We start from the raw sequence: 14,954 nt of genomic DNA, 5'->3' as shown, positions 1-14,954 counted from the left end.
AGTCTAAAAAAACTACAATGCATGATTGTGTAAGAGCACAAATAAAAAAGCCTCTTCCCTGGGGAGGAGACTTTTGATCAAATTAATTTTCTATCGAACGGTCGGCAAATAGATTTTCTTTCATGGCGTAAATCGCCGCCTGTGTACGATCATGGACCTGCAGCTTGCTTAAAAGATTACTCACATGCGTTTTGACCGTTTTTTCTGTTATGTACAAGTCGCTCGCAATTTCTTTGTTGCTTTTCCCAAGCGTGATTTGATAGAGTACATCTTTCTCCCTGTTCGTCAGCTTGAAATGGACGCCAGGTTCTTTCTTTTCCCCTCCATTACTCATTTGTTCCAAAAGTAGATTCGTTGCTTTCGGGTGCAGAAGTTTTTCCCCTTTGGACGCGGCTCTGATTGTTTTTACAAGTTCATCGGGGTCGACATCTTTCAGCTGATAGCCGACAGCCCCCGCTTGCAGCGCAGGAATAACATGATCCTGATCAGAATAGCTTGTCAGGACGACCACCTTTACTTCCGGATGGGCTGCTCGTAATTTTTTCGTCGCTTCTACTCCATCCATGACAGGCATCATCAAATCCATCAGAACAACATCCGGATTCCATTCTTTATAGGCGTTCAGTGCTTTCTCCCCATTTTCCACTTCACCGACGACCTCGATATCTTCCTGCGTGTTCAGAAAAAACTTCAACCCTCTTAACACGACGAGATGATCATCCACGAGCATCACTTTAATTTTCATCCTCATTCCTCCTCTCCCTCCGGTACGGTAAAAAGACATCAATGGTCGTTCCTGTTTCCGGTTCGCTTCTCACAGCAAGTTCTCCACCTAATAGTTCTGCCCGTTCTCTCATGCTGATTAGTCCGAGCGTCTGTCGCTCGTCATCCGCTTCTATTTGAAATCCACTCCCATGATCCATCACAGTCATGCCCGCTCCTCCATCTGTATCAAAAAGGCGGACCGTGACCTCTTTCGTATTCGCGTGCTTCGCCACATTGTTCATCGCTTCCTGACTAATTCGCCACAGCGTTTCTTCTGCCTGGCGTGACCAGTCGGGGAGACGTTCCATTTCAAACTGAACACAGAGGCCGAGATGCTCTCCATATTTTTTCATGGCAGAAAGCAGTCCCTCTTCCAGTCCCACCGGTCGCAGCTGCCAAATCAATGAACGCATCTCTTTCAAAGACTGCTGGGACATGGACAACATTTCATCCATCAATTCTCCGAGTGACGAGTCATACTTGGACACGATTTCCTTTGCGCCCTTAGCCGTCAACGATAAGGAGAAGAGTTTCTGATTCACAGAATCATGCAGATCGCGTGCCAGGCGTTTCCGCTCTTCATGAAGCAGCAACTCCTGCCGTTTCTCTTTTAGGGCGATGCTTTCATAAACGAGCGTCAAATGCCGTCCCAATGCCATGAAGAATTCACGGTCACTAGGCTGGAACGAGGTGCCCGCTGGTTCGATCCAGACTGCTCCTGTTACAACCTGTTGTCTTGTAATTGGTATGACCCCAAGAGATTCTTCGACTCTGACTTCTTCCGTCAACGCAAAAGCAGGCTTCTTGCCCATTTGATTTTCTATGTAACAACCAACCGAAGACCAGCCAAAAATTCCCCGCCCGTCCTTCTCTAAGATCTCTTGCAAATCATAAAAGTCATCCGCTGACCATAAAAACCCGGCAAGCTGATTTAATTTTTCAAAGCTTTCCGCTCGCCTCCGCTCATCTTGATACAAACGTGTCCTGCGTATGGCTGTCCCGATTTGAAAACCGAGCGATTGAAGCAAAGTTAATTCTTCCTGTGAAAATTTCTCCTTCCGGGGAGAAGCGACGTTCAACAACCCGAAAGATTCCTCCCCGTCCCCAAGAGGGATCGTCGCATGGTGGGTGATGCCATTCGTATCCCCCCAAGCGTGCTGAATCGCTTCATTCAGCCGCTTACATTCAATGATGTTGACCGGCTCCGTCAGCTTCCCATTGCGATAACGGCTCAAGCAGTAACAATCCCCGCTGCACATCGGCTTGTACGCCCCCCACGATAAAGCTGGAGGAAGCCCATGATGAGCAGCGAGCACATACTCCTCAGGGCTGTCGATGAGAAATATCCATCCCGCTTCAAGCTTTGTCAGCTCGAGCAATTTTCCCAACACGGTCTGAAGCATCACCGTCATGTCATTACAACGGTTAAGCGTTTCAGCAATTACTTTCATAATGTTCAATTCTTCGACGCGTTCATATCCACTCATGGCTCTACCTCCTTCCGCTTAGTTGTGTCGAATTCCAAAATTCGTTTGTCGAATCCCTTATTAACCCGCTCAGATTCTTAAATAACGGAGTCGAATACTTAAATAACATTGTCGAATTCTCAAATAACACCCATTCAACTGCTCTTTACGTCCAAAAAGCGACCCGCCATAAATTCCGCTAACAACAAATCCAGCTTTTCTTCCATTTCCAACCTCAAACGATTCCCCTCAAAGTGTTCCGGATCAAAGATCAACTGCCCGGGAGCGACGGCTGCGTAGAGTCCACGCCCGACCGTGCGCATTTGATTCAGTGCATTGATGCCGCCTTTCCCACCTCCAGATACAGCAAGCAGTAACGTCGGTTTCCTTTTAAAATGCGCACCACTCAAAAACTCCAACGCATTTTTCAAAGCACCGCTCATACCATTATGATATTCCGGCGACACCCAAATAAAACCTTCCGCTTCTGCGACAACCCTCCGCAGCCACTGGACCGATGGATGATCTCCCTGCGTTTCTTCCCCATTGAATAATGGAAGATCCAGCTTGCTTAAGTCGACCAACGTGCCATTCAATTTATGTTCTAAAGTCTGAGCCACAATCTTTGTCCGTCCATTCTTCCTCGGTGTTCCACTAAAAATAACGATACTCATTTTTCATAACCTCCTTACTTCTTAGGTTATGGGAAAAGGCATCGACTTGAATCCGAGATTGGAAGGAATATCATCTACACCATTGGTCTGAAAACGTACGTTCGTTTATAAAGGAAGGAAGTCATCTGGTTGAACGGTTTGGCCCGGCGGAAGGGGTTGAACATCCCCACCTTCACCTGGAGGAAGCGGGCGGGTGTGAATGGAAGGATAAAAGAGAGAGAAGAAGTCTTTTCTGGACATGGACATCGTTTCTGCGTTTCCAAGCAGATAGACGTTCTCTCGATCCTTACCATAATAAACATCAATCAGTTCTTCATTTCCAAAATCCAGGGTACCCAATTTTTCCCCTTTCGCCCATTCTCCTTTAACAGATGAGGCTCCCTTTATCCCTTCAGTAATCGTCATAATCTCCTTTATAGATTCGACCTCTATCTTTCTTTTCATCTCAGAATCATAAAGAATGACGATTGATGGAAGTTGGGTGGCGTCTAGGTGGTTCGATTTCTCTACCACTATAGTGTCCTCTTTGACGACATAAGCATCCACAGGCATAGCACCAATCAGCACAAGCATCATGACGAGGGTCAACCTCTTCATCCACTCACCCTTCCTAGGATTTTATACAAAAAACACTTGAACCTTCACTGGATTCAAGCGTCTCTCGCTGCTATTTTTTGAATAAGGACATGATTTTACCAAGGGTTCCCCGGGAATGTTTGACCGAATGTTCCAACCGTTCATTGAACTCACTTTGGGAGCGCCACACTTTCTTCTGTTCTTCCCGCATTTCCTGGAGCTCTTTTTGCAGATACTCTGATTTTTCCTGCTCCTGACGCAGTAATTCATCGTACTGTTCTTTCTGCTGCTGCATCATCTTATCCATTTTCGTATGCGTCTTTTGTGAAAAGTTTCCGACTCCGGAGCTTATGACATGGTGATCCTGTTTTAAACGGGATACGGTCGTTTTCAGTTCATCCATATCATTTTTCAACTGAACGTTCATTTCTCTTGAGGCCGCAAGCTCACTGGCTAGAAAACGGAACATCTCTTTCATCTGATCAGAATCTTGCAAATCCGTTCCGTCATATGTATCCGAAAGTGCGAGTTCCCGAGACTCATAGCCTGCAAGAAGCTCCTTCTGTTCTTCTACAATTTCTTTTATTTTATCTTCTTTCGGCAATTCCGAATCGCGGATTTTTTTGAGAACCTCGACATCTGACCTTACAAAAATCCGCCGGTCGCCATCTTTGAAAAACTCATACCCGTTCTGTTCCAAAAGCTGCCCATACCGTCTGACCGTCGTTGTGGCGATCCCGACTTCTTCAGCTACTTCCTTCGTAGAGAAAGCGCGTTCGTTCGGTTGTATATCGTGTCGCATATCGGGCCTCCTTTTCTTTCTATATAATCGTAAACAAAAGTCACTACTTCTATTATAAGAGTTTTTCGACTTTCTGCCCATCCACATTCCGTTTTATTTTTTCTCTATTAAACTTCCGTTTTTGTTTCTCTTCACAAAAACTTCTCCATACGGATGTCGGCCCACTTGCTTCCGTTCCAATACGTGAAATCCGGGATTCTTGCAATCTCTTTATACCCGAGTTTCCTGTACAGCTTCTGTGCCTTCTCATTGAATTCGAACACCCCAAGCTCAACACGGTCCAACCCAGCCCCTTTGATCCGACCTTCCAGATAACGGATGGCTTCGAATCCGATTCCTTTCCCTCGACCGGCTGCCTCACCAATGGTAATTCCAATCCAGGCTGTATCTTGTTCTTTGCTATGTAAATGACCAGGGTTGACCATGTAATTCATTTCTCCAACGAGTTCACCATCCATATAAATAAGGAAAATCTCATGGTTCTTTAATCGTTGTTTCAAACTTTCCGTTGTCACTTCATACCTTTTTTCCAATGCGTCCTGATCAGGATTTGGTCGGACCATCGGAATGAGCGATGTATCATTTTCCCATCGGTGGTATGCGGATGCGATTTGTGTCGTTGGCTCTGTCAGTTTTTCAAATGTAACCCCCATGACTGCTTCCCCTTTCGCTACATAACCTAAATGATTTTCTCCGCCAAATTTCCCATGCTATAGTTTTCGGAATGTTTTCTATATATATGGGAGTCTCCATCTAATCGTTGTCCTTCTATTAAAACATATTCCATCCCTTTCAAGCATAGATTTGTTGCTTTATACTTAGAAGAGTTTGAACTTCAGGAGGTTACATGTGAGGAAAACAATCAGCATGATCATCGTGCTTCTTCTCTTGCTCACCGGGTGCATGAATGAATCACCAAACAAGGAAGAAACGAAAGAAGAAAATAATAGAGCATACACAGCAGATAACGTCTACCAATGGCTCAACGAATCAAACCTGTTGGAAGGTGAGAAAGAGCCTTTATCTGAAAGTGTCCAGTCACATGAAAAATTCGTAAACGGATACTCTACAGGAGATATCGACATCATCGAATACGAAACAGCTGAAGGAACAGAGCAACTCAAAGATCATCCGATCGCCCTTGTCCATGAAAATATCGCCCTTATGTTCCTCGGTCAGATGTCACAAAAAGACAGCTTCAAAGCAGTCCTTGAAGCCAGAAAGCCCCTTGAAGGACTCTATAGAGGCTACTTTAACTCTGCAGAACAACAGTCTTTTGTCCACCAATTCCGTGATGGGAAATTCAATGGATTCGAAGAAACGGTCGACCATTTTTACAAGCTGGAAGATTCATTGAAGTCTGATACGTTCACAAGGTTCATGTATCAAAAAGAGGTGACATGGAAAGGCAAGCTCGTCCAAACGTTTCCTGACTTTCTCGTCGTCTTTGCGGGCGGCACTTACAATGGAGAGAATTGGCTGAATATCGAGACGAACAGCACAGAGATGCTGCCCTACACCTTTGTCGTCGAAACCCAGAACCTCGAGGGACAATCATTGGATCTAAAAATGGAGAGAGGAGACTCCATTACTGTTAAAGGGAAGGTTAACAAACAAGGATCTTTAGAAGGGGAGACTCATTGGGGATTAGAAAACGGTCTGGTCATTCAATAAAGGGAATTCAGGCAATTTTCGAACGGCTTTATACTAACCCATTCGACTTAAAAATGAAGATGATGGTCAGGGTTTATTACTTGGTTACAATCCTCTCCCTCACCTTTTTCACGGGATAGGCACAGGGACGATCTCAAATAAATACGCGAAAAACAACACACATGCCACCAAAGAAACGACTAATTTCCGCTTTTTGAATTCAATGATTGCAAAAACTGCTATCGCGATGATCGTCAAACCATAAAAAACAAAATCAAACCAACGCTCCTCTATGAAGAAGGTTTTGGCTGTATATAAAAGCCAGTAAATCACGACTACATAAAGGTACCATTTATTTCGTTCAGGCTCTCTTTTCTCGTCTTTCAATGTCTTCCTCCTCAACAACCATACGTTATAAAATTATACTCATATAATCTATATCCACATAATGACCTTCCACTTTCTCCGGTCTTTTTTTCATTTGGAATGACTTAATATCAGGACTCATTCGTGTATTTGCGAAAACGAGGCTTGCTGAAATAAGCACCTGTTAGTAAGAACACCAAAGATGCAAGGACCCCTGCTGCCGCCTGGTCAACAAATAAAGAAACAGGAACAATGATAGATGATAAAAGAAAAAAGAATTTCATCAATGTTATCCCTCCAATAAAATTTTCTTATGTGAAACATCTAAAAGGAAGCACGGTCAGCATCCATCGTATTGGCAAGAATAATGTAAAGGAAGAAGGAGAAAGGAAGTGTAACGATAAACAAAAGGCGAATGGCCATAGGATAAAGACCAAGATGATGAGCAATACCTGCGCAAACCCCATGCAGGGAATGATTTGTAACGGATCTTTTCATTTTTCATCCCTCCTTCCACCTCGAAAAAGTCTATAAAACTCCTCATTCATTTAAATGGTACGAAATCTCATAGATTCAATGATAACAACAAACTTGAAGTCGATTTTCATCCAAGTCGTAAAAATCGAAATAATAGTTTTCAGAGTCTTTCTGCTTGTCCTCAACGTCCACCTTTTTCTCTTTCAATTGTTCATACGTTTCATCTAAATCCTTCGTGAAAAAGATTGGATAATTTCGACTTGATGATCCCACGTTTTCTTTCTCTTCAATGGTCAAGGGCACCGGATGATCGCCGATGGACAGCACCCGGTACCCATCCCCATTAAAAGAAACGGTAAATCCAAGCTTTTCCTCATACCATGTACCGGCTTTTTCTACGTCCTTCACAGCCAGACACATCGTATCGATCTTTTCAATCATACCGAACCTTCCCCCTGCTCATATATTTTCCTCGCATTCGCCTTTTTCTGCGCCTGCCACGTTCGAATCATATTGGGAACCCCGACGCTCAAACTGACTAATAAACTCCACATTACGTAACGCCACTCCCCTGTAAATAAAGCGACGACAATAAAAAAAGCGAGCTGTCCCACAAGGGCAAACCATGAAGCAATCCAGGCAAACGTCAGGTTTTCTTTCATCCCATCCCCACTCTCTTATGGTAAATGATTCCTTTTACTCATCGTATCATAAAAATGGTCAGACAGAACAAAAAAGCCACTGAATCTTTTCAGTGACTTTACCGGTGTTTACCACCAATATGAATATGGATAATAGTACGGCCACCACCTGCGGATTCCCCAAAACGGAAAGCCAAAAAGCCCGAACGGTCCAAAGAACGGGAAAAACAGACGGCTGTCTTCCTCGTTGATGCCCCTATTCTGCCCTTGCTGGCTGGTGGGCATAATCAAATTCATTTGATTTTGATCATAGCTGTGCAATAGTCCGGTGTGTGTCTGCCCATCAGCCATTTCAATCTGTACCATTTGATAAAGGTTTTGTCTGCAGAAATCATGGACATTTTGAGGCTGGCTGCCACTTCCCTGCACCTGTGTGTTCCCTGTATGGTTCACCCCATCACCCTCCTTCGACTCCTCACATTTTATGCAATGCGCCCAGGAAGGTGATTAAAAAACGTTTACCTTCATGCTCAATCAATGAAGGTGAGCGAGTTCCCAGCTACTCTAACCATTCGCAAAAGGCTCGAAACTTAGTTTGAAAGAATAGGCATCGGATGGTTAGTTAGTCATCGTGTATCTGTTCTATTTTCCCGACTTTTCCTTTAGGAGGCTGGCTGTCTAGAATTTCACCCTCGATCCATATGCTATACTCTCGGCCTTTTTCAAGGGATTCTTTTTCAACAGTCACGATGATTTCTTGTACTTTCATCTGTCCTTCTTCATTCCTCACAAGGACTTGATTGGAGGATAGTCTATCCACTACAGGACCTTGAATGTCTGGAGGACGATCATCATTGACTGCAGGACTTCCACACGAGGTTAACAGTATAACGAATAACAACAGCGTCGATAACCGCATATGTCTTCCCCTACAGAAAAAGATTTCTCAAGTACAAAATACCATAAATAGCTCCACCCAGAAGCCCAATAAATAATCCGACCATAATAAATCCATAGGTGAACCCTTTGATCATGGAGATGAAATCAAGGGCCATGTTTTTGAATGTGCGTAAAATAAAACTCATGTGACGACTCCTTCTCTACTGCCATTTCTTAAATGCTTTCCAAAGCTTCTTCCACTTCTGCTCCACAGGCTTTTCTGATTCTGAGCGTTGTTTCTGCCATTCATTGTAACTTGCAATCCCGATCAGAACGAGCCCGGCAATCAATAGATAAACCCACCACGGGAGATTGCCCCAATACGGTCGTGTCTGATAAATGATGTTGAAAATGAGGACACCCATCCCGACAAGGAAGTACGATTTGATCCGGAGCTGCATGCCGGCAACCATCGAAGCGAGCGATAAGCCCCCGATGATCCAGGCATCCCAAATGGTATGGCTCTGGATGGCATCAACGACAAGGTAGCCTGAGATCAAAAGCAATGCAGCGAACTGAACGTAACTCATCATCTCTGCAGACGCAGACCAGATGTTTTTTCTTACAAAAGCGAGGACAATCAGAACCGGTAAAGCTTGAACCTCTGCAATGATCAAGTCAGGGATGTATTCACTATACGCTGCAGCGATCATCAAGTAAGCTCCATACAAACTGACTGCCGCACCTGTATAAAAGACGTTCTGAAGAAATTTTTCGGAACATTTCTTTCCGCCAAGATAAAACCACAAGCTGAGCAGCACAACAGGGAGGATGCGTATCCAGACACTTTCATCCCACAAGGTGTACAAATTCAAATAACCGATATACAAGAGTGCTGTCCACGTATAGGCATCAGCATCGACCCCAGGGCCAAACAGTCTTTTTTGCAAAAGCTTCCCTGATCCTAGAAGACCGAGGATACTTAAAACAAGGACAAGGGTCATGTCCATATCGGTCCAAAACACCCGCAGCTTTTCCCATAACCCGAAGGTCAAGATCAATGGAACGAAGCGGACGAGCGGCCATGACCTCTGATGCAGGAAGAAAAGGTTGAAAACAGTGTAGCCGATCACCAGCAGCCATTCTCCTTCCGCCTCTAAAGGAACGTCACTGATCACGACGAACAGACCTAAAATGGAAAATGGAATGATGTACCACTCGATGCGCTTTTTCCACTCGCCAGAGACGAAAAACCAAAGAACCGCATACAAGAAACTGCTGGCCAAAAACGCATCTTCATAAGAGACCTCATCCCACCCGAGTTCTTTCGATAGTGTGACAATAAAAAGGTACCCAGTCGTCAGAGCAGCATACAGCATTGTTTTTGTTCCCGATTCTCTTCCTGCTTTCAAAGCACTGAAGACGTACACCCCTAATGGAATCATCAAAAGAGCGGGGTGAACATATTCCGTCCCCAGCTGATCCAGAAGAATGAGAAGGACGATGAACGGCTGAACGATATGTCCCAGCATATAGAAATGCGGCCGCATCCCTTTGGATTTCTTTTCTCCCCATTCTCCGATGGCAATCAAGACCACAGGAGCGAAGATCATATACATCAGTACGTTAGAAAATGAATCAATACCGAATGGGTCGATCAATGATGTATAAAAAGCAAGTGACGCGACAGATACGAAACTCCAGTAGTACGTCTTTCTTGAATAGCGGACAAGCAGGTACATCATCCCGATGCCTGTGAGCAACAAGAGCGGCCGGACAACCATCGGGTCCACTCCGTCATCTACGAGCAGGAGCATTATTGCAGCCACATAGGTGCCCTCGGCGATATAAAAAGTCGACATCGCAAAATCGTCTTCTTCCGCCTTTTCCCATACATAGTGGAGACCGAGTAGAAGGACGCCTGTCAAAGCGATATGGAATGAAATCGAATACCCTTCACTGTAAGCAGGCACCCATTCGAGAAGCTTTTGATAAAAGATGGCGGAAGCAGCCACCAAGCCTGACGGAAGCACCCAGACCGCCGTACTCTTCATATCGGCATGGGCGGAACTCTTTTTCACAAAATAAGAAAGCAGACTGACGATGAGCAGCATGATGGCACTATACCCATATTGCAAGTCATAAAGGGCGTAATATAAACATCCCGTCAACACAAATAAAGACGTGTAAAGATTGCTATCCTTCAATACCTGCAGCCACTTGACTTTTGTCCAGATTCCTCCGTAGAGAAAAAGGAGAGATGCAGCTGTGTACAAGAAAAAGAACCAGGGGCCCGTTTGAGTCAAATCCCATAGCTGGGCCATGGAAACAAAAAAGAATACAGGTGCTAAATACGTAAAAATCACATATTTTGTCACATTAGATAGGACGAGATAATTGACCATAATGACAACATAGGCGGCGAGCAAGAGCCATGAGCTGCTTTGCTCCTGGATCAAAATGCTTTCATATGTGATATAGATGAATGCTAAAAAGGAGACAGCCCCGCTCGTTAACCGGAATACCTTTTCAATGAACGTATGGTTCCTGAACGCGTACGCAAACCCGATGTAAAGTATGCCGACAAGCGCATATACAAGCGAATCGACGGCATACAACGGCGTATTTTCAACGAGTTGATACACGGCATACACAAGCATCACAGAAAAAACAAACTGATATTCTTTCGTTTTGTAAACAAAAACCATCGCCATATAGACACTGGCTGTGAGCAGCAGGTTGAAACTGTAAAACACTTCATTTTCAAAGAAAAACAGCATCAACAAGGTGGAAATGACAGATTCAACTGGGCGAATAATGGCACCTCTTTGATGAATAACTGAAGGTGAGTCCTATTTTCAAACCGGATATAGGCGACAAGCAACCCGGCATTATACAACATCATCCCAAGATAAAAAGCATCAAGGGATAACGGGAGAGCTCCAAGCATGAACCCTACAGAAAGCGATAGAAACAAAAGCGCAATCCATACATAAAGGCGCGAACGATGGACGAACGCATGCCTTACGTATAAAGGAAGCGGAATCGCCGTTCCCATCAAACCGAGCAAGTGCCTCCCTTCTCCATCAAGTGATAAGTAGGGCCCGAAAAGCTCAAAGTAACCAATAGCAACAATGATAATCGGAATGAGCAGACTTCCGAGTGTCAAAAAGGCAAAAGCAGTCTGCTTGATTTTTAAGAATCGGCCGGTGCCATAGCTCAACGCAAAGAAAAACAGCGAAACAAAAGAAATAGAAACGACTTTCGTCGCCGCTCCCATCTGGTCCCACTGACTTGTCGCAACGATCAAGCCTGTGATGAGCAGGATGGAAACACCTAAGATAAGCGTCCATGTTATGTTCCTTTCACGGATTTGTTCTGGAGAGCGTTCTTTTTTCTTTTTGACAGGCCTCGGTTTAGGTGCTGGTTTCGGCTTATGAGCTGGTTCTGGTTGAGCTTCTTTCTGGTACACCTCTTGTTCATTCATAGTCTGCAAGATACGCCCCCTGCGCCTGCAGCAGTCTTGTGTACTCCTGATCTGTTATGTATCCATTTTCCTTCAGGTGATTCAACTGTTCACGGAATACCCTCTGTTTCTCTTCCTTGGATAAGGCGCTCATTTCTTTTCCCTCCCCCATTGTTTCAATGGTGTAATTTTACACCTTCTTTTATATTTATTCAACATTTTTCCATTCATGTCCCAGCAGGTACGTAAATTTCCCCATCGATGATGATGGATAACTTCATTAATAAATCTTATAACATATCCATTCTAAGGAGTCTGAATTCATTTGTACAATTTTTCCAATTAAGTGACCGCACTCATCATACCACTCACCCTCTCCACTTTGCCACTTACCTGCCTTTTCATGACAGAAATCACACACACGTCTATACTGACAATAGAAAGAATGACGGGAGGGAAAGGGGAAATGAAACTGATTGTGGATATCAATGACGCGCATAAAGAAACAAAGGTGACCGTCGAGTGTAAGGAAGTTGATTCATCCATTAGAAAAATTCTGGATGCTTTGGAGGAGGAAAAACATGATTTGGTGATTGGTTATAATGAAGACCGGCAGCATCTTCTTAAACCTCGGGACATTGAGTATTTCTACACGGAAAAAGAAATCGTCTACGCCGCTCATAAAGAAGGAAAGTACAGATTGAGAGAAAAGCTTTATGAGCTGCTCGAAACTCTACCATCTGACCAGTTTATCCGTATCTCGAAATCTGCCATTGCCAACCTATATAAAATCAGTCATTTTGAGCCGTCGTTTCACGGCACGCTGGTCGTTCATTTTCAGACAGGAAGCAAAGAATATGCGTCGAGGCATTATGTGAAGGAAATCAAAAATATGTTAAAAATGAACAGGAGGAAAGAAAAATGAAAACCTTTTTATTCAGAACCATGATCGGAATCTTCTTCGGCGCTTTTCTCGCCCTTGTTATGACTTACGCCGTCATTTGGTTTGGGGATGTAGAAACACTTTCGAGTGAAGCCTTCGTTCGTAACTCGCTTGGCAGTATGTTTTGTGGCTGGTTTTTCTCTGTGACACCTTTGTATTTTGAAATCACAACGCTCAAACTATGGCAGCAAACCCTCTTACATTTCATCACGGTCTCCCTGCTTTATTTCATCATCAGCTTCGGCATCGGATGGATTCCTTTTCAAATGACCACTGCTTTGCTCTCCATTCTGTCGTTCTTGTTCATCTATTTCATCATATGGATCGGCTTCTACCTTTATTTCAAATCCGAATCCAGGAAGCTCAATGAAGAACTGAATCACCTATAATAAAAAAATCGACTCAAACCTTTCTTAGGTTCGAGTCGATTTTTTATGCCTTATCAGGAAGAGGATGCAATTAGATCCCCGTCTTCCTCATAATGGTCAAGCACGGCATCGACATAATATATATCTCCGTAACAAGCATCATACTGTTCGGCTTCTTCACGAATACAGCTGTATTTACCTGTATGTTTTAATTCTTCATATTTCTTCGATGAAAATTCGATGGCCAGGTCCTGCGTATATTTCCCACCATTGTTCATCACAAAATCAATGAACCCTGCACCAAAATTGTACGATTGAAGAGCTAGTTTCACATCCCCGTCGGACCGTTCCAACGTTTTTGCGAAATAAGCGACCCCCTGTTCTATGGACAGTTCAGGATTTCCAATACAGCCCACTTCCCCACAATGGGATTCAGACGCCTGCATCGGGTCGTCCCCACGTCCACCAGACTCCTGCATCATCAAAGCCAACAAGATATCCTTGTATTCACCGATGCCTTCCTGCTCGGCGTACGTTTCGATTTCATCTTCATACTGCAGCACCTGCTGAGGAAGATCAGGTTCACTCTCTTCGACTGTTGTCCAGCTACTCATGATTCCGTCTCCAAGCTGACTTTTCATTGTAAAAAAAACGAGTCCAAGTAGAAAGATGGGGAGAAGGAAGGCTCCCCATGAGCGGTTTTTGTTTCTATGATTCTTTTTATTCACCCTTCTCCCCCCTCTCTTCGACGTGATTCTATCAATATCTTACCATGTTCCAAGTCAAATGGCTTTGAACTTGCATGAAATGAGCCGATTCAGGAAGAGGTTTCAAAACTACTTTTATAAAAGGAGTAGATCCATAAAATCAATTCATAAATCAGGGCAATGGCTACAACCCAACCCCAGAGATATAGAAACCATTGCTGGAAGTCGGAAAAGACGGATGTGTACAAAGGACTCTCCAGCATAACCATCGTAAAAGCATAAAACATCCCGAACGTAAAATTCCTCGACCACTGACTTACATGGTATGTGCACACCCCTTTATGCCAGCCTAGTTTTTTCACACGAAGGTAAGCTCTTACCAGCTCCATTCCTTCTACTACTAATAAAATTCCTAATACAAACCACCATAGAGAAGTAACAAGAAAAGAGGAAAAGACTCCTGTCGAAACAGCAGCCAGGCCCGTAATCGAAAGTGCTCCATGTAAAATGCAATTGGTATTTGTCCAATCATCTGTGATGGCCCACGTTTTGTTTTTGTATCGAATGAACAAGAGAGCTGAACAATTCAAATAAATCAAAATCCCCATGATGATTAAACTTGCGACCATGGTTGTGGGGATGCCAGGAAACAAGTTTGCCCATGTAATAACGAGCGATTGGATGGACACCGTCGACAACAGAATGACTCCATGGATATGGTGAAATGTCGGACGAAGCCAAAGCTTTTTGAAGTTGAAAAGGCATAGAAAGAAAAAGAATAAACAAAGCAGTGTATTAAGCCCCGCTATTCCAATAACTAAAAACTGCACACGTTCCAAATACTTGAGGATCACTTGGGATAACACAGCCAAACCGGCCACCCACGAACCGATAACAAAGGAGTTGACAGGATTGGATAGGAATGGCTTCCAAAAACCTTTTTGCAGACTTTGCCTGATGAGCATAAGATAAATGATGAGAGTCAGCAGCAAATAGAGACCAGAAACTACAGCTCCATTGGTGAAAAATTGCCGCCATGCCCCATAAAGAAAGATACCGATGGCCATAACGATGGCACCGGCGGCTGGATTGATGATTTTTTTCTCTTCATATATCATATATTTCTACCTTTCCATCAAACTACATCTATCCATTGTAAGTCGATTGATCG

At 43.9% G+C, this 14,954-nt stretch carries 22 protein-coding genes; 3 read left to right on the top strand and 19 right to left on the bottom strand.

The window, feature by feature from the left end:
• Window positions 1-82: 82 nt before the first annotated feature.
• From BLS23_RS01955 to BLS23_RS01930, 6 genes are all read right to left on the bottom strand, one after another.
• The gene (locus tag BLS23_RS01955; RefSeq protein WP_089650845.1) at window positions 83-745 is read right to left on the bottom strand and encodes a response regulator; all 663 of its coding nucleotides are present in this window, start codon (window positions 743-745) and stop codon (window positions 83-85) included.
• Window positions 735-2,252: a GAF domain-containing sensor histidine kinase gene (locus BLS23_RS01950; protein ID WP_089650844.1), complete on the bottom strand. Its 1,518-nt coding sequence runs from the start codon at window positions 2,250-2,252 to the stop codon at window positions 735-737. Before BLS23_RS01950 ends, BLS23_RS01955 begins: the two co-directional genes overlap by 11 nt.
• Before the next feature lie 134 nt (window positions 2,253-2,386).
• Window positions 2,387-2,905: an NADPH-dependent FMN reductase gene (locus BLS23_RS01945; protein ID WP_089650843.1), complete on the bottom strand. Its 519-nt coding sequence runs from the start codon at window positions 2,903-2,905 to the stop codon at window positions 2,387-2,389.
• A gap of 105 nt (window positions 2,906-3,010) precedes the next feature.
• On the bottom strand, window positions 3,011-3,502 hold the full coding sequence (locus tag BLS23_RS01940) for a hypothetical protein (protein ID WP_089650842.1): 492 nt from the start codon (window positions 3,500-3,502) through the stop codon (window positions 3,011-3,013).
• A gap of 70 nt (window positions 3,503-3,572) precedes the next feature.
• The gene (locus tag BLS23_RS01935) at window positions 3,573-4,283 is read right to left on the bottom strand and encodes a MerR family transcriptional regulator (protein ID WP_089650841.1); all 711 of its coding nucleotides are present in this window, start codon (window positions 4,281-4,283) and stop codon (window positions 3,573-3,575) included.
• Between the two features lie 131 nt (window positions 4,284-4,414).
• Window positions 4,415-4,936 carry a GNAT family N-acetyltransferase gene (locus BLS23_RS01930; protein WP_089650840.1) on the bottom strand — a complete coding sequence of 174 codons (522 nt, stop codon included), beginning with the start codon at window positions 4,934-4,936 and terminating at the stop codon, window positions 4,415-4,417.
• Window positions 4,937-5,132: 196 nt separating this feature from the next.
• On the opposite strand from BLS23_RS01930, the gene BLS23_RS01925 reads away from it, so the two are divergent.
• Window positions 5,133-5,957, top strand: a complete 825-nt coding sequence (locus BLS23_RS01925; protein WP_089650839.1) for a hypothetical protein — start codon at window positions 5,133-5,135, stop codon at window positions 5,955-5,957.
• 108 nt (window positions 5,958-6,065) lie between these two features.
• Here the strand turns inward: BLS23_RS01925 and BLS23_RS01920 are convergent, their stop codons facing one another.
• The 11 genes from BLS23_RS01920 to BLS23_RS21955 all read right to left on the bottom strand — a co-directional run bounded on the left by BLS23_RS01920 (window position 6,066) and on the right by BLS23_RS21955 (window position 11,919).
• On the bottom strand, window positions 6,066-6,323 hold the full coding sequence (locus tag BLS23_RS01920; RefSeq protein WP_089650838.1) for a hypothetical protein: 258 nt from the start codon (window positions 6,321-6,323) through the stop codon (window positions 6,066-6,068).
• Window positions 6,324-6,433: 110 nt separating this feature from the next.
• Complete coding sequence (locus BLS23_RS21615) at window positions 6,434-6,589, bottom strand: hypothetical protein (RefSeq protein WP_167355974.1); 156 nt, start codon at window positions 6,587-6,589, stop codon at window positions 6,434-6,436.
• Window positions 6,590-6,626: 37 nt separating this feature from the next.
• The gene (locus tag BLS23_RS01915; protein WP_089650837.1) at window positions 6,627-6,800 is read right to left on the bottom strand and encodes a PspC domain-containing protein; all 174 of its coding nucleotides are present in this window, start codon (window positions 6,798-6,800) and stop codon (window positions 6,627-6,629) included.
• Window positions 6,801-6,875: 75 nt separating this feature from the next.
• On the bottom strand, window positions 6,876-7,220 hold the full coding sequence (locus BLS23_RS01910; protein ID WP_089650836.1) for a VOC family protein: 345 nt from the start codon (window positions 7,218-7,220) through the stop codon (window positions 6,876-6,878).
• Window positions 7,217-7,441, bottom strand: a complete 225-nt coding sequence (locus BLS23_RS01905; RefSeq protein WP_089650835.1) for a hypothetical protein — start codon at window positions 7,439-7,441, stop codon at window positions 7,217-7,219. Before BLS23_RS01905 ends, BLS23_RS01910 begins: the two co-directional genes overlap by 4 nt.
• A gap of 108 nt (window positions 7,442-7,549) precedes the next feature.
• Entirely contained in the window at window positions 7,550-7,873 is a 324-nt protein-coding gene (locus tag BLS23_RS01900) for an LSm family protein (protein WP_089650834.1), read from the bottom strand.
• A 169-nt stretch (window positions 7,874-8,042) separates the two neighbouring features.
• A complete protein-coding gene (locus BLS23_RS01895; RefSeq protein WP_089650833.1) occupies window positions 8,043-8,339 on the bottom strand; it encodes a DUF3221 domain-containing protein in 297 nt (98 codons plus the stop codon).
• A gap of 10 nt (window positions 8,340-8,349) precedes the next feature.
• Window positions 8,350-8,505, bottom strand: a complete 156-nt coding sequence (locus tag BLS23_RS21610; RefSeq protein ID WP_167355973.1) for a hypothetical protein — start codon at window positions 8,503-8,505, stop codon at window positions 8,350-8,352.
• Between the two features lie 15 nt (window positions 8,506-8,520).
• Entirely contained in the window at window positions 8,521-11,085 is a 2,565-nt protein-coding gene (locus BLS23_RS01890; RefSeq protein ID WP_244157030.1) for a hypothetical protein, read from the bottom strand.
• Window positions 11,079-11,795 carry a hypothetical protein gene (locus BLS23_RS21960; RefSeq protein WP_244157029.1) on the bottom strand — a complete coding sequence of 239 codons (717 nt, stop codon included), beginning with the start codon at window positions 11,793-11,795 and terminating at the stop codon, window positions 11,079-11,081. The genes BLS23_RS01890 and BLS23_RS21960 overlap by 7 nt, the downstream gene beginning before the upstream one ends.
• A complete protein-coding gene (locus tag BLS23_RS21955) occupies window positions 11,779-11,919 on the bottom strand; it encodes a hypothetical protein (RefSeq protein WP_244157028.1) in 141 nt (46 codons plus the stop codon). Before BLS23_RS21955 ends, BLS23_RS21960 begins: the two co-directional genes overlap by 17 nt.
• Window positions 11,920-12,231: 312 nt before the next feature.
• Here BLS23_RS21955 and BLS23_RS01885 point away from each other — a divergent pair, with 312 nt between their 5' ends.
• Together BLS23_RS01885 and BLS23_RS01880 are read left to right on the top strand one after the other, a co-directional pair.
• Window positions 12,232-12,690: a LytTR family DNA-binding domain-containing protein gene (locus tag BLS23_RS01885; protein WP_089650832.1), complete on the top strand. Its 459-nt coding sequence runs from the start codon at window positions 12,232-12,234 to the stop codon at window positions 12,688-12,690.
• A complete protein-coding gene (locus BLS23_RS01880; RefSeq protein WP_089650831.1) occupies window positions 12,687-13,097 on the top strand; it encodes a DUF3021 domain-containing protein in 411 nt (136 codons plus the stop codon). Before BLS23_RS01885 ends, BLS23_RS01880 begins: the two co-directional genes overlap by 4 nt.
• Window positions 13,098-13,150: 53 nt before the next feature.
• On the opposite strand, the gene BLS23_RS01875 is transcribed toward BLS23_RS01880, so the two are convergent.
• Window positions 13,151-13,804, bottom strand: coding sequence for a lysozyme family protein (locus BLS23_RS01875; protein ID WP_244157027.1), 654 nt, complete (start codon window positions 13,802-13,804; stop codon window positions 13,151-13,153).
• Between the two features lie 89 nt (window positions 13,805-13,893).
• A complete protein-coding gene (locus BLS23_RS01870; protein WP_089650830.1) occupies window positions 13,894-14,901 on the bottom strand; it encodes a hypothetical protein in 1,008 nt (335 codons plus the stop codon).
• Window positions 14,902-14,954: the final 53 nt, after the last annotated feature.

The organism is Halobacillus aidingensis (assembly GCF_900104185.1).
Classification (GTDB): domain Bacteria; phylum Bacillota; class Bacilli; order Bacillales; family Halobacillaceae; genus Halobacillus; species Halobacillus aidingensis.
The sequence above is the reverse complement of the archived record's forward strand: the minus strand, read 5'-3'. Positions and strand labels throughout refer to the sequence as shown.